This is a genomic window from Sphingomonas sp. YR710 (assembly GCF_900101455.1).
Lineage (GTDB): Bacteria > Pseudomonadota > Alphaproteobacteria > Sphingomonadales > Sphingomonadaceae > Rhizorhabdus.
Genome location: NZ_FMZJ01000002.1, coordinates 374,362 through 388,150, shown reverse-complemented (window position 1 = coordinate 388,150; position 13,789 = coordinate 374,362). Strand labels below are relative to the sequence as shown.

Below are 13,789 nucleotides of genomic sequence, written 5' to 3'. Positions count from 1 at the left end.
TTCCGGATCAACGGTGTTGCGGCCGATCGAGTTCCGCCAGCAAGGTGTCCCGCGCCATATTGACTCGCGCAGCGAGATCGCTCGATCCGCCGCGATCGGGATGGACGCGATTGACGAGCCGGCGGTGCGCTGCCCGGATGGTTTCGGCATCGGCGCCGGCCGGGATGTCGAGCACGCGACAAGCTTCGTCGCTCGGCATCGTCGGCGACGGGCGCGGCGTGCGGGCAAAGCGGATCGGCTTCTTGCGGCCCGCATACCAATAACCGGCAACCCCGAGCAGCAACGGCACCGCGAGCAGCTCGCCGCGCAGAAGCACCCAGATGCCCGCCAGCGCCGCTGCGCCCGCGAGCACATAATTGATGTTGAGCCAGGCCAGTTCCCCCCGCCGCCACATCCAATAAGCGAGGCCGGCAGCCGCCAGCAGCGCAAGGATCATCTGGCAGCCGCCTGATGCTGCGGCCATTGCGAGAGCGCGAGGCCGGCGATCATCTCACGCAATTCCTGCCGCGCGGCGATGTGACCGAGCCCGGCATCGGCACCCAGCGCCTTCAGGTCGAGCAGGGTCAGCCCCTTGGGAAACAATTCGCGGTAGATCACGCGCTCGGACAGCCCCGGGATCACCCGAAAACCCACGCGCTTCGACAGATCGGCGAGCGCATCGGCCACGCGCCGCATGTTGCGCGCCTCGAGATGCTGGAGCCGGTTGCGCATGACGATCCAGTCGACCGTGCCGCCGTCGGTGCGCGCGCGCGTCTTGCGCGCTTCCCACACCAGTTCGGCATAGAAGCTCGGCCGCCGCACCTTGAAGCTCTCAGGATCGACCTGCCCGATCAGATCGAGATCGATGAAGCTGTCGTTGATCGGCGTGACAAGCGTATCGGCCTGTTCAATCACCGCGCGCGTATAGACATCGTCGCGACCCGGCGTATCGACGACCACAATCTCATATTGCGCCAGCAGCGTCGAAATCCGGCGTTTGATGTCCGGATCGCGGGCGGGATCGAATGTATCGAAATCCGGCATGGCCAGCTCATGGCCCGTCCGCCGCGCCGTAGCCGCACGGTTTTCCAAATAGCGGCCCAATGTCCGCTGGCGGGTATCGAGATCGAGCGCGGCGATCTTCTTGCCGGCCGCCGCCAGCGCCACGGCCACGTGAACCGAGGTTGTCGATTTACCAGACCCACCTTTTTCATTAGCAAATACAATGAGATGACCGTTTGCCAAAACTTCCAGACCCCCAACCGGCGCGGATCGCTTGATTCCGGGCGTCCCCTTCCGCAAAGGAACAACTCGCGCTCTATCGAGGCATATAAACCGTGAAGACCGTTCGGAACATAGCCGATCTTCGTGACGCCGTCCGCGGGTTGCGGGCCGAGGGTGCCGGCATTGCTCTGGTGCCGACAATGGGCGCCTTGCATGCCGGGCATATCGCTCTGGTCGACGCCGCCCGCCGGCGAGGCCTGCAGGTGGTCGTTTCGATCTTCGTCAATCCTACCCAGTTCGGGCCGCATGAGGATCTCGATGCCTATCCGCGGCGCGAGGCCGCCGATTCGGCCTTGCTGGTTCAGGCGGGGGCGGCGCTGTTGTGGGCGCCGGATGTCGGCACAATGTACCCGTCCGGATTTGCGACGAGCATCACCGTCGGCGGCGTAAGCGAACGCTGGGACGGTGCCGCACGGCCTGGCCATTTTTCCGGCGTGGCAACGGTCGTTGCCAAGTTGCTGCTGCAGGTCGATCCGGACGTCGCTTTCTTTGGCGAGAAGGATTTCCAGCAGCTTGCCGTGATCCGGCGGCTGGTTTCGGATCTCGATATCGATGTGGAGATCGTCGGCGTGCCGATCCAGCGCGATGACGACGGCTTGGCGCTGTCGTCGCGCAACGCCTATCTGAGCACCGACGAACGGACGACCGCACGCCAGCTGCCGCGCGCGCTGGGCGAGGCCGCCGCGGCCATCGTGCGGGGTGCAGATGTCGCGGCGACACTCGATATCGCCCGGCGCAAGCTCGCCGACGCGGGCTTCACCCCGATCGATTATGTCGCCTTGTGCGATGCCGACACGCTTGAGCCGCTCGATCAGTTGACGAAGCCCGCGCGGCTACTCGCCGCGGCGACTTTGGGGCGCACACGGCTGATCGACAATCTCAGCGTCGAGCCCGCGTAATCGATTCCAGAAAGACGCTAAAAAACGCGGTGGCCGCGTCGTTAACCCTTTCGGGACGGCGGCGGGTTCGCATCACATTCCTTGCCGACCGTTCCGCAGGACAGTGGAGCTGTACGTCATGGGACATGGATTTCGGACGGAAGAATTCTTCAGGGAATCGCGGATGCGCGATGCAATGGCGGGCAATAGCGATGCCTGCTTCGATCTGGGTATCGCTTATTCGGCCGGGATCGACGGTTGCCCACTCGATCTTATCTCAGCGCACAAATGGTTCAACATCGCGGCCCTCGCCGGCAATGCCCGCGCGATGGAATGCCGTGCCGAAATCGCCGAGGACATGACAGCACGCGAAATCATTGAGGCGCAACGACAGGCGCGCGCCGTGCTGGCGCTCAGCGCCCGTCGAGCCGCTTGAACGGGGTCAGTTCGTCGAGCATAGCGATATCCTCGGCTACGGCGGCGCGCTCTGCCGCCAGATAATTGGCGACAGCATTCCGAAAGTTGCGATCGGGAATATAATGGGCCGACCAGGTCGGGACGGGCTCATAGCCCCGCGCAAGTTTGTGCTCGCCCTGCGCCCCCGCCTCGACCCGGGTCAGTCCCCGCGCGATCGCGGCATCGATGGCCTGGTAATAGCAAAGCTCGAAATGCAGGAAGGGCACGTCCTCGGCCGCGCCCCAATAGCGGCCATATAATGTGTCGGCCCCGATCAGGTTGAGCGCACCGGCAATCGGCCGGCCGTCGCGTAACGCGAAGATCAGCAGGATCCGATCGGCCATGCGCTCACCGATCAGCGTGAAAAACTGCCGCGTCAGATAGGGCCGCCCCCATTTGCGCGCACCGGTATCCTGATAGAAATGCCAGAAGGCGTCCCAATGCCGCTCCTCGATCGCGGCACCGGTCAGATGCACGATCTCAAGGCCCGCAACCGCCGCGGCCCGTTCCTTGCGGATCGCCTTGCGCTTCCGCGACGCCAGTACGTCCAGAAAATCGTCGAAGCTGCCATAGCCCTGATTTGTCCAGTGGAACTGGCGATCGGTACGGATCAGCCAGCCGGCGGCTTCGAACAGCGGCACCTGCGCGGGCTCGATGAATGTGGCATGCGCCGACGACAGGCCGTTGTTGCGGACGACGGCTTCGGCGGCAGCGAGCAACGCCGGCGCCAACGCCGGATCCTGCGTCAGCACGCGTGGGCCCGGCACCGGGCTGAACGGCACGGCGATCTGCAACTTGGGATAATATTCGCCGCCCGCCTGCTGCCAGGCATTGGCCCAGCTGTGATCGAACACATATTCGCCCTGGCTGTGGCTCTTGGCATAAGCGGGCAGAATCGCCGCCGGCCGGCCATCTGCACCGTCAATGACAATCGGCACCGGCTGCCAGCCGGCGCGCGCGATCGCGCTGCCGGATTCTTCGAGACTCAACAGGAAGTCATGGCCGACGAAGGGGTTGGCATGGCCGGCACAGCGATCCCAATCGTCCTGTGAAAAACTCGCAATCCCCTCCGCCATACGGGCGGTGGGTGCGCTTACCATCCCGGCGCCTCGAAGATGATCTGATCGGCATGCACCGCGGCCAGCGCCTGCTGCTCGGCGGTGCGCACCGTCCAGGCCAGCACCGGAATACCGCGCTTGCGTTGCCGCGCGGTGAAACGGCTCGGCAGGTCGGCGATGTCGATCGCAATGAATTCGGGCTTGGCGCGCCATACGGCCTTGCGCTGCTCGGCGCCTTCTTCCCGACCATATTCGCTGTTTTCGGACAGGATCAGGCCGCGCACGATCTTTTCGCCATGGGCCGCAAACCAGCGCGAGACTTCACCATGCAGCGACATGATCGCGGCCTCTCCGCGATAGCCCTCCAGCGCGTGGCGCACGGCCACGCACAGTTGCGACACATGGCCTTCGATCGCCTTGAGTTCGATCAGCACCGGCACCCGCCCGTTGATCAGCCGCAATATCTCGTCGAGCTTGGGAATCGTCTCATCGGTACCTTTCAGAGTGATCTCCGACAGGTCACGGCTGGTTTTGTGACGCAACTGTCCCTGCGTGCCGGTCAGTCGCTCGAGCGACGAATCGTGGAAGACATAAGCGGATCCATCGAGGCTGAACTGGACATCGAGTTCGATGCCATAGCCGGCCTCGGCCGCCGCACCGATCGCCGCGCGGCTATTCTCCACGAGGCGCGTGCCATGCAGGCCGCGATGGGCATAAGGCGTGCGGGCAAGGAACGCCACGCGGCGCTGGTCCGGTATGGGGAACCGGAAACGATCAAGCAGGGCGAACGGCGACAATGCCATCGATTTCAACAACCGCGCCGAGCGGCAGAACCGGCACGCCGACCGCGCTGCGCGCGTGGCGCCCGGCCTCGCCGAACACCGCCTGCATCAGTTCGGAGGCGCCATTTGCAACTTTCGGCTGGCCGGTAAAATCCGCGGTGGAGGAAATGAACGCCCCAAGTTTGACGATCCGGACGACCCGGTCGAGATCGCCCAGCGCGGCCTGCATCTGGGCCAGCAGCATGATCGCGCAGCGGCGTGCCGCTTCAGCGCCTTCGTCCATATCCACCGCCTCGCCCATCCGCCCGGTCATCAGCGAGCCATCCTCGCGAAACGGCAATTGGCCCGAAATATGAAGCAGACCGCCAATCTCTACGGTCGGAACATAAGCCGCGACCGGCGCCGCGGGTTGAGGAAGGATGATACCAAGGTCGATGAGGCGTTGTGCGATCGTCATGGGGCTACTTGGCGTTTGAAGGGGCTCGAGGTCAAGCTGCGTCCGCGAAACGCGCCATCACCCATGGCAAGGCATCGTGCCACGTATCGATCCTGGCATGCGCTTCGGATGCCTTCGGCCGATGCGCCGCGACTCGCGGCTCGGCCACCATGTGCAACCGCCAGACGTCGGGCGCATGTTCGGCGACCGAGCTGTGATGCTGGGCAAGATCGTCGACGAACACCGCAACCGACGGATCATATTGCGCGATCAGATCGGCGACGGGCTTTCCCTTGCCGCCCTGATTGCAGATGACGCGGTGGCGGATGCCATGGGCATCGAGCTGCGCAATACGCGACGAATGGAATCCATCGGTCAAATTGGTCAGGACGACGATATCCGCCACCTCCGAAATCGTGGCGAGGGCGGTATCGGCATGCGGCGCCAATGTCTGCCGATGCATTTCCGTGGTGAAAAACGCTTCGAGCAGCGGCCAGATATGTTCGGCTTCGACGGCCCGGCCGTCCGATCGCCGCTTCAGGCCGTGGCCGAAATCCTCGACCTCCAGCGCCAGTTCGATCGCATGGGCTTCATCCAGCCATTGGCTGAACGGACCGGCCATATGCAGCAGAACTTCGTCACAATCGGTAATGAGCAAAGGTCGTTTCATGATTCGAGCAGATCCCGCGCCTGGATGAGTTCAGCCGGATCATGGCCGATCGCGGCCGCGCATGCGATCAGATCCGGCTCATGATTACCAAGAAAATTGAGGATCGCCGCCTGCAGCGCCGGATCGGCGGCGCGAGCGCGCAACTCCTGCGGGGACAGCCCGGTCAGATCGAGCAGGCGATGCGCGCGCGTCGGCTGTTCGAGGATCCAGACGAGCGCAGACAGTGCGATTATGGCCGCCCGAGCGGGGTCAACTCCCCGATTTTTCAGAATATTTGTATCAGTGCTGGACATCGCCTAAGCTCTGCTGAACGGGAGGTGAATATCGCGGTGACCAAAAAAGTTGCGATTGTCGAGGACAATGAACTGAATCTACGCCTGTTTCGGGATTTGCTGCAAGCACATGGCGTGGAGGTTGAGGCGGTTGGCGATGCGCGGGAGGCTGTAAGCCGCATCAGCGCGTTCATTCCCGATCTTGTGATCATGGATATCCAGTTGCCGCACATCAGCGGCATCGATCTCATCCGTCAGATGAAGTCGGACAACGGGCTGCGCCACATCCCGATCATGGCGGTCACCGCTTATGCGGGAAAGGGCGACGAAGCCCGTGTTCGCGATGCGGGGGCGGATGCCTATGTGGCGAAGCCGATATCGGTCGCCCGGTTCATCTCGTCGGTTGAAGGATTGCTGGGCACGCTGGGCCAGAACGTCACTGTCGTTTCGGGCGTGTAGCGGACACAAAAAATGACGCCCGCCTGATGGCGGGCGTCGGCGACATTGCAGCCCGCGCCAGACGGCGCCGGCAACCTTTACTTGATCTTCGCTTCCTTGAACGCGACATGCTTACGCACGACGGGATCATATTTGTTGAAGCTCAGCTTCTCGGTCTGGGTGCGCGGATTCTTCTTGGTGACATAGAAGAAGCCCGTGTCCGCCGAGCTGACGAGCCTGATCTTTACGGTGGTCGGCTTAGCCATGACCCGAAACCCTTTGATTGAGAGTGGCCCGACGCCACACGAAAAAATAAAGCGGCGTTGCCGCCGCTGTTTCGGATGCGCCCTTAGCCCCCTCGTGATCTCTGAGTCAAGCAGGAAGCGGCAATCCAGCACCTCGATGCGTCACTGGCGATTTCGTACCACCCGGTTGAAACGAGTTCAGCCTTTCGCCGTTGGGGCTTCGATTCATGATGAAGGAACCCAGCACATGGCCAAGAAACCCAAGGCGGCACTCGCGACCCCCACCGACCTGCAAAGCAACAGCGCGCTGACGGTCGCCGATGCGCTTAATGCGATTCTCGCCGACAGTTTCGCTCTCTACCTCAAGACCAAGAACTTTCATTGGCATGTCTCGGGCCCGCATTTTCGCGATTATCATCTGATGCTGGACGAGCAGGCCACCCAGATTCTGGGAACCACCGATGCCATCGCCGAACGGGTCCGCAAAACCGGCAACACCACCCTGCGATCGATCGGCGACATCGCACGACGCCAGTCGATTCGCGACAATGATTCCGAATATGTAAGCGCGGCCGACATGCTGGCCGAACTGCGCGAGGATAATCTGGCACTCGTCGCCCGATTGCGCGAAGCCAAGGATATCGTCGACGCGGCGAAGGATAATGCCACCAGCGGAATCCTCGACGACTGGACCGATCTTGCGGAAGAACGCGCCTGGTTCCTGTTCGAGGCCTCGCGCGGCGCTTGACCTCCCGCCGCTGCGCGGTTAGGCGCGACCCATCGTTCGGGGAGTAGCCGGCCGCTTCTGATCAAGCGGAGATCGCGTCAACATACTTGGGGGAGACCCCATGGTGCGATTGCGGATACCAGCGCGTTTTCGCGTTGGCTGAAACAGCCAACGGCTATGAAGATGTAAGATCTGGCAACCGCGGCAAGACCGACGATACCGACTTTCCTGCCAGCCGGGCGGGGAAGGCCGGTATCGTCTGCCCCTTGCCCGCCCGGCCCGGAACCTGCCCCATGCATATCGTTTTCGCATCTACCCTGCTCGTCGCACTCGCCGAAATCGGCGACAAGACCATGCTGCTCGCAATCATTCTCGCCGTGCGCTTCAAGCGACCGATGCCGATCATCGCCGGCATCTTCACCGCCACCATCGTCAATCATGCACTGGCGGCCTGGGCCGGCGCCGAACTGGCCGGGCTGCTCGACAGTTTCTGGTTCCGGCTGGCCGTGGCGCTCGGCTTCTTCGCGATGGCGGCGTGGACGCTGATTCCCGACAAGGTCGATGAAGACGACGCGGTCTCGACGGCGCCTTATGGCGTCTATCTCACCACGGTCGTCGCGTTCTTCATGGCCGAAATGGGCGACAAGACGCAGATCGCCACCGTTGCGCTGGGCGCGCGCTACCATTCGGTCGAACTCGTGGCGATCGGAACGACGCTGGGCATGATGATCGCCAATGTGCCGGCGGTCCTGCTCGGCGAACGAGTCACGAGGATTTTCCCGCTGCGCTACATGCGGATGGCCGCGGCAGCGATCCTGACGGTGCTCGGCGCGCTGGCGATTCGCGATCTGCTGGGATAAGGCCACGCGGCCATGCCCGAATCCCTCATCATTGCGATCCCCAAGGGGCGGATCCTGTCCGAAACACTGCCGATGCTCGCCAAGGTGGGCATCGTGCCGGAGGCGGCGTTCTCGGACGAGGACAGCCGCCTGCTGCGCTTCGAGACGAACCACGCCCATATCGGGCTGATCCGCGTCCGCGCGTTCGACGTCGCCACTTTCGTGGCCCATGGCGCGGCCCAGATCGGCATCGTCGGGTCCGACGTGCTGATGGAGTTCGATTATTCCGAACTCTATGCGCCGGTCGATCTCAACATCGGTCATTGCCGGATCTCGGTCGCCGAACCGGTGGCAATGGCCAGCGGTGACGATCCGCGCGAGTGGAGCCATGTCCGCGTCGCCACCAAATATCCGAACATCACCCGCCGCCATTTCGAAGCGCGCGGCGTCCAGGCCGAATGCGTGAAGCTGAACGGCGCGATGGAGATTGCGCCGGCGCTCGGCCTGTCGAGCCGGATCGTCGATCTGGTATCATCGGGGCGGACGCTCAAGGAAAATGGCCTGGTCGAGGTCGAGGTGATCGCCGAGGTTTCATCGCGGCTGATCGTCAACCGTGCGGCGTTCAAGACGCGAGCGGGCGAAATCGCGCCTTTGGTCGAGGCATTCCGGCGCGCGGTCGGAGGCGATGATGCCGTTACGGCTTGATAGCCGCGATCCCGGCTTCGGCGCCGCTTTCACGGTACTGGTCGACGGGCGGCGCGAGGCCGACGCCGATGTTTCGCGCGACGTCTCCGCGATCATCGCCCGCGTCCGCGCCGAAGGCGACGCCGCGATCGCCGATTATACGAAGCGGTTCGATCGCCATGATCTCGATGCGTCGGGCTGGCGAATCGATCCCGCGCAATGCCACGCAGCGCTCGACGCGCTCGATCCGGATCTGCGGGTTTCGCTCGAGCTGGCGGCCGAACGGATCCGCGCCTACCACGCCGCCCAGCGCCCGTCCGACAGCGATATGGTTGATGCGGCCGGGGTTCGCATGGGCGCGCGGTGGACCGCGATTGCGGCGGCCGGCCTGTATGTTCCCGGTGGCCGCGCGGCTTATCCGTCGTCTGTGCTGATGAACGCCATTCCTGCCAAGGTTGCCGGCGTCGACCGTCTGGTCATGGTGACGCCGACCCCGGATGGCCACATCAACCCGCTGGTGCTCGCCGCCGCGGCCATTGCCGGCGTCGATGAGGTCTGGCGGATTGGCGGCGCGCAGGCGATTGCGGCACTGGCTTATGGCACGGATAGGATCGCACCGGTCGACGTCATCGTCGGCCCGGGCAATGCCTGGGTCGCAGAGGCCAAAAGGCAATTGTTCGGCGTGGTCGGGATCGACATGGTTGCGGGGCCGTCCGAAATCGTCGTCGTCGCGGATGGCGCGAACGATCCGGCGTGGATCGCAGCCGATCTGCTCAGCCAGGCCGAACATGATCCGACCAGCCAGTCGATCCTCATCACCGACGATGCGCATTTTGCCGACAAGGTTTGCGAAGCCGTCGATACGCAACTTCGCAACCTTGCGACGGAAACGACCGCGCGGGCAAGCTGGGCTGACAATGGCGCGATCATCGTGGTCGGCGCGCTCGACGAGGTACCGGCTCTCAGCGACCGGCTAGCGCCCGAACATCTCGAACTGGCGGTGGCCGATCCGCAGGCCCTGTTCGATCGGATCCGCCATGCGGGATCGGTCTTTCTCGGGCGGCATACGCCTGAGGCGGTCGGCGATTATGTCGCCGGCCCGAACCACGTTCTTCCCACCGGCCGCCGCGCGCGCTTCTGCTCGGGCCTCTCGGTGCTCGATTTCATCAAGCGCACCAGCTTCATCGCGCTCGATCCGGCGTCGATCGCCCGGATCGGCCCGGCGGCGGTGGCGCTCGCCACGGCGGAGGGGCTGCCTGCGCACGCCGCCTCGGTCGCATTGCGCCTGGAAAAGATATGACCAAGAAACCCAATGAACGCTCCCGCGCCCGCAGCGCCGCCCGGCTCGCCGCCGTCCAGGCCCTGTACCAGCAGGAAATGGAAGGCACCAAAATGCCCCGCCTGCTCGACGAATTTCACCAGCATCGGCTCGGCGCGACGATCGAGGATGTCGAATATGCCGCGGCGGAGGTCGAATTCTTCGACGATCTGGTGATGGGCGTCGATGCGCGCCGTGACGAGATCGATGCCGCGATCGGCGGCAAACTGGCCTCGGGCTGGTCGCTCGACAGGCTCGACAAACCGATGCGCCAGATCCTGCGCGCCGGCACCTATGAACTGATCGCCCGGATCGACGTGCCGACCGCGACGGTCATCAGCGAATATGTCGATGTCGCCGACGCCTTTTACGACAAGCGCGAGAAGGGCTTCGTAAACGGGCTGCTCGATGGGGTGGCAAGGGCTGTCCGCTCTTGAATCCTCCCCCGCCAGGGGGAGGATTTGGCGTGAGCCGCGAATCCGCCTTCATCGATCGGCTGCGTGCCATCGCAACGCACCCCGCAGCGCGCGACCTGCGCGATGACGCGGCGGTGCTGCCGGCGCCGATCGGTTACGATCTTGTCTTCACCCACGATATGCTGGTCGAGGCCGTGCATTTCCTGGCCAGCGATCCCCCCGGCGATGTTGCCTGGAAGCTGCTGGCGGTGAACCTGTCGGATCTGGCCGCCAAGGGCGCCGAACCGATCGGGGTGCTGATGGGCTATGGGCTGACCGGCGATTCCGGATGGGACATCGCCTTCGCCGACGGGCTGGCGCGGGCACTCAGCCATTTCAATGTCGCATTGCTGGGCGGCGACACGGTATTGCAGCCGCCGTCCGATGCGCGCGTGCTGGGCCTGACGGCGATCGGACGCGTTCCACCGGGCGGAGCCCCAGATCGGCGCGGTGCACAAGCGGGTGACCATCTTTACGTGACCGGCCCGATCGGCGATGCCGGGATCGGCCTGCGCATCGCGCGCGGCGAGATCGCGGGGCCGCGCAAATTGCTGAAAGCCTATCGCCTCCCGATGCCCCGCTTGCGCGCAGGACAAGCAATTGCGCCGTTGGTGCATGCGATGGCCGATATTTCCGATGGACTGCTGATCGATGCCCTGCGCATCGCAGATGCATCGAAGCTTGCGCTGACGATTGATCTCGACGCGGTACCGCTCTCGCGCGATACCCTATCGTTCGGCGGCGATCGCGCGGCTCGTCTCGCAGCGGTTACCGCCGGCGACGACTATCAACTCCTCTTCGCCGCGCCTTCAGAGGCGGGGGAGCGTCTTGCCGCCATCGCAACCGAGCACCGGATCGAGATCGCCGATATCGGGCACTTCTTCACCGGCTCAGGCCTGACGATCGCTGATCGCGAAGGCACGATTCCCACTCCGGGACGGCTCGGCTATGAACATGGCGCAAATCGGGCCTGAATCGCGCCTTAACCAATCGTAAACGCACTCTTGCAGGCGGGCTCCATCCCGGACATAAACTCGTCCCAAATGCGCGGAACCTCCAAAAATAAGGGGATCCTCGATCCGCGCAGTTGGAAAGAGGGAAGGAGATCGGATGCTCATAGTGGAAATGGCGATCGGCTGCGGCCTGCTCGCGATATTGTATGGATTGGTTACCAGCCGTCAGGTGCTGGCGCAGTCGCCCGGCAATCAGAAGATGCAGGATATCGCCGCAGCCATTCAGGAGGGCGCGAGCGCCTATCTGGGCCGTCAATATCGCACGATCGCGATCGTCGGCGTCATTGTCGCCGCGCTCGTCTTCTATTTTCTCGGGGGAACTTCGGCGATCGGTTTCGTCCTCGGTTCGCTGTTGTCCGGCGCGACTGGCTATATCGGGATGAACATCTCGGTGCGCGCGAACGTCCGAACGGCTGAAGCGGCACGGACGAGCCTGCAAAGCGGCCTCACCGTCGCGTTCCGCGCTGGCGCCGTCACCGGCATGCTCGTTGCGGGGCTCGCCTTGCTCGCGATTGCGGTCTTCTTCCTGTATCTTACCCATTTCCGCGGGCTCGCGCCGAATGACCGGACGGTCATCGACGCGCTCGTCGCGCTGGCCTTCGGTGCGTCTTTGATCTCGATCTTCGCGCGCCTGGGCGGCGGCATCTTCACCAAGGCCGCCGACGTCGGCGCCGATCTGGTCGGCAAGGTCGAGGCAGGCATCCCCGAGGACGATCCCCGCAATCCGGCCACGATCGCCGACAATGTCGGCGACAATGTCGGCGACTGCGCCGGCATGGCCGCCGATCTGTTCGAAACTTATGTCGTCACCGTCGGCGCCACGATGGTGCTGACGGCGCTGCTGGTTGCCGGCGATACGCTTTGGATCGGCAAGTTGATGTCGTTGCCGCTGCTCATTGGCGGTGTCTGCATCATCACCTCGATCATCGGGACCTATATGGTCCGGCTCGGCGCCAGCCAATCGATCATGGGCGCACTCTACAAGGGCTTCTGGACGACGGCGATTCTCTCGGTACCCGCGATCTACGGGGCGATCGCCTATACACTGGGCGACATGACGGCACCGATTGGCGTCGGCACGGCCAGCTTCCCGGTGATGCACCTCTTTTACGCAAGTCTCGTCGGCCTTGCCGTCACCGGCCTGCTGGTATGGATCACCGAATATTATACCGGCACCAACTTCCGTCCGGTCCGCTCGATCGCCAAGGCGTCCGAGACCGGCCACGGCACCAACGTCATCCAGGGGCTGGCAATCAGCCTCGAGGCAACCGCACTCCCAACCCTGGTGATCTGCGTCGGCATCATCGTCGCCTATCAGCTTGCCGGGCTAATCGGCATCGCCTTCGCCGCCACCGCAATGCTCGCCCTGGCGGGCATGGTCGTTGCCCTTGATGCTTATGGGCCCGTCACCGACAATGCCGGCGGCATCGCCGAAATGGCCGGGCTCGACGAGAGCGTGCGCGTCAAGACCGATGCGCTCGACGCGGTCGGCAACACCACCAAGGCCGTCACCAAGGGCTATGCGATCGGTTCGGCGGGCCTTGCCGCTTTGGTGCTGTTCGGTGCCTATACCACCGACCTCAAGCATTATTTCCCGAACCTGCCGGTCGATTTCTCGCTGAGCAACCCCTACGTCATCGTGGGTCTGCTGCTGGGCGCGTTGCTGCCCTACGTGTTCGGGGCGTTCGGGATGACGGCCGTCGGCCGCGCCGCCGGGGCAGTTGTCGAGGAAGTGCGGGCGCAGTTCCGCGAGAATCCGGGGATCATGCTGGGGACGAGCCGCCCCAATTATGCGCGGACCGTCGATCTCGTCACCAAGGCAGCGATCAAGGAAATGATCATTCCTTCGCTGCTGCCGGTGCTCGCGCCGATCGTGGTGTACTTCCTGATCAAGGCCGTGGCGGATCAGGCCAACGCCTTCGCCGCGCTCGGCGCACTGTTGCTCGGTGTGATCGTCTCCGGCCTGTTCGTGGCTTTGTCGATGACCAGCGGCGGCGGCGCCTGGGACAATGCCAAGAAATATATCGAGGATGGCAATCACGGCGGCAAGGGATCCGAGGCGCATAAGGCCGCGGTTACCGGCGATACCGTTGGAGATCCCTATAAGGATACGGCCGGCCCCGCCGTCAATCCGATGATCAAGATTACCAACATCGTGGCCCTGCTGCTGCTGGCCGCCTTGGCCCACGCCGCGATGTAACCAGATCGTTCCTCCCGGCAAGGGAGGGATAACAGGGACGCCTCGGTGTCCCGAA

General features: G+C 63.7%; 18 protein-coding genes and 1 riboswitch. Of the genes, 10 read left to right on the top strand and 8 right to left on the bottom strand.

The features are described 5' to 3' along the window. Positions 1–7: 7 nt before the first annotated feature. Together BLS13_RS04320 and BLS13_RS04315 are read right to left on the bottom strand one after the other, a co-directional pair. The gene (locus tag BLS13_RS04320; RefSeq protein WP_093450177.1) at positions 8–436 is read right to left on the bottom strand and encodes a J domain-containing protein; all 429 of its coding nucleotides are present in this window, start codon (positions 434–436) and stop codon (positions 8–10) included. Continuing rightward, positions 433–1,224: a division plane positioning ATPase MipZ gene (locus BLS13_RS04315; protein WP_037525554.1), complete on the bottom strand. Its 792-nt coding sequence runs from the start codon at positions 1,222–1,224 to the stop codon at positions 433–435. Before BLS13_RS04315 ends, BLS13_RS04320 begins: the two co-directional genes overlap by 4 nt. Positions 1,225–1,316: 92 nt before the next feature. On the opposite strand from BLS13_RS04315, the gene panC reads away from it, so the two are divergent. Next, positions 1,317–2,162, top strand: coding sequence for a pantoate--beta-alanine ligase (gene panC / locus BLS13_RS04310; RefSeq protein WP_093450044.1), 846 nt, complete (start codon positions 1,317–1,319; stop codon positions 2,160–2,162). A gap of 118 nt (positions 2,163–2,280) precedes the next feature. Then, positions 2,281–2,577, top strand: a complete 297-nt coding sequence (locus BLS13_RS04305; protein ID WP_093450042.1) for an SEL1-like repeat protein — start codon at positions 2,281–2,283, stop codon at positions 2,575–2,577. Here BLS13_RS04305 and BLS13_RS04300 read toward each other — a convergent pair. The 5 genes from BLS13_RS04300 to BLS13_RS04280 are packed head-to-tail and all read right to left on the bottom strand — an operon-like array spanning position 2,555 to position 5,836. Next, complete coding sequence (locus tag BLS13_RS04300) at positions 2,555–3,697, bottom strand: GNAT family N-acetyltransferase (protein ID WP_093450040.1); 1,143 nt, start codon at positions 3,695–3,697, stop codon at positions 2,555–2,557. The two genes, BLS13_RS04305 and BLS13_RS04300, sit on opposite strands and share 23 nt — an antisense overlap. Then, on the bottom strand, positions 3,691–4,458 hold the full coding sequence (locus BLS13_RS04295; protein ID WP_256325704.1) for a glycerophosphodiester phosphodiesterase family protein: 768 nt from the start codon (positions 4,456–4,458) through the stop codon (positions 3,691–3,693). Before BLS13_RS04295 ends, BLS13_RS04300 begins: the two co-directional genes overlap by 7 nt. Beyond that, positions 4,430–4,894 carry a RidA family protein gene (locus tag BLS13_RS04290; protein ID WP_093450039.1) on the bottom strand — a complete coding sequence of 155 codons (465 nt, stop codon included), beginning with the start codon at positions 4,892–4,894 and terminating at the stop codon, positions 4,430–4,432. Before BLS13_RS04290 ends, BLS13_RS04295 begins: the two co-directional genes overlap by 29 nt. Positions 4,895–4,925: 31 nt before the next feature. Then, on the bottom strand, positions 4,926–5,543 hold the full coding sequence (locus BLS13_RS04285; RefSeq protein WP_093450037.1) for a hypothetical protein: 618 nt from the start codon (positions 5,541–5,543) through the stop codon (positions 4,926–4,928). Then, entirely contained in the window at positions 5,540–5,836 is a 297-nt protein-coding gene (locus tag BLS13_RS04280) for a DUF3572 domain-containing protein (protein WP_093450173.1), read from the bottom strand. The genes BLS13_RS04285 and BLS13_RS04280 overlap by 4 nt, the downstream gene beginning before the upstream one ends. A gap of 36 nt (positions 5,837–5,872) precedes the next feature. Between BLS13_RS04280 and BLS13_RS04275 the strand changes: the two genes are divergently transcribed. Then, complete coding sequence (locus BLS13_RS04275) at positions 5,873–6,274, top strand: response regulator (protein ID WP_176943428.1); 402 nt, start codon at positions 5,873–5,875, stop codon at positions 6,272–6,274. A 77-nt stretch (positions 6,275–6,351) separates the two neighbouring features. Here BLS13_RS04275 and rpmG read toward each other — a convergent pair whose 3' ends face one another. Then, positions 6,352–6,519 carry a 50S ribosomal protein L33 gene (gene rpmG / locus BLS13_RS04270; protein WP_037525563.1) on the bottom strand — a complete coding sequence of 56 codons (168 nt, stop codon included), beginning with the start codon at positions 6,517–6,519 and terminating at the stop codon, positions 6,352–6,354. 226 nt (positions 6,520–6,745) lie between these two features. Between rpmG and BLS13_RS04265 the strand changes: the two genes are divergently transcribed. The 7 genes from BLS13_RS04265 to BLS13_RS04235 all read left to right on the top strand — a co-directional run bounded on the left by BLS13_RS04265 (position 6,746) and on the right by BLS13_RS04235 (position 13,734). Further along, a complete protein-coding gene (locus BLS13_RS04265) occupies positions 6,746–7,246 on the top strand; it encodes a Dps family protein (RefSeq protein ID WP_093450035.1) in 501 nt (166 codons plus the stop codon). A 28-nt stretch (positions 7,247–7,274) separates the two neighbouring features. Beyond that, positions 7,275–7,379, top strand: a riboswitch (yybP-ykoY riboswitch). Positions 7,380–7,518: 139 nt separating this feature from the next. After that, positions 7,519–8,085, top strand: a complete 567-nt coding sequence (locus BLS13_RS04260) for a TMEM165/GDT1 family protein (RefSeq protein ID WP_093450170.1) — start codon at positions 7,519–7,521, stop codon at positions 8,083–8,085. Between the two features lie 12 nt (positions 8,086–8,097). Then, on the top strand, positions 8,098–8,769 hold the full coding sequence (gene hisG / locus BLS13_RS04255; RefSeq protein ID WP_093450033.1) for an ATP phosphoribosyltransferase: 672 nt from the start codon (positions 8,098–8,100) through the stop codon (positions 8,767–8,769). Further along, entirely contained in the window at positions 8,753–10,048 is a 1,296-nt protein-coding gene (gene hisD, locus BLS13_RS04250) for a histidinol dehydrogenase (protein ID WP_093450031.1), read from the top strand. The genes hisG and hisD overlap by 17 nt, the downstream gene beginning before the upstream one ends. Next, complete coding sequence (gene nusB, locus BLS13_RS04245) at positions 10,045–10,503, top strand: transcription antitermination factor NusB (protein ID WP_093450029.1); 459 nt, start codon at positions 10,045–10,047, stop codon at positions 10,501–10,503. The genes hisD and nusB overlap by 4 nt, the downstream gene beginning before the upstream one ends. Positions 10,504–10,532: 29 nt before the next feature. Then, on the top strand, positions 10,533–11,495 hold the full coding sequence (thiL, locus tag BLS13_RS04240; RefSeq protein WP_093450028.1) for a thiamine-phosphate kinase: 963 nt from the start codon (positions 10,533–10,535) through the stop codon (positions 11,493–11,495). 136 nt (positions 11,496–11,631) lie between these two features. Further along, positions 11,632–13,734 (top strand): sodium-translocating pyrophosphatase, encoded by a 2,103-nt coding sequence (locus BLS13_RS04235; protein ID WP_093450026.1) that lies wholly within the window; start codon positions 11,632–11,634, stop codon positions 13,732–13,734. The last annotated feature ends 55 nt before the right edge of the window (positions 13,735–13,789 follow it).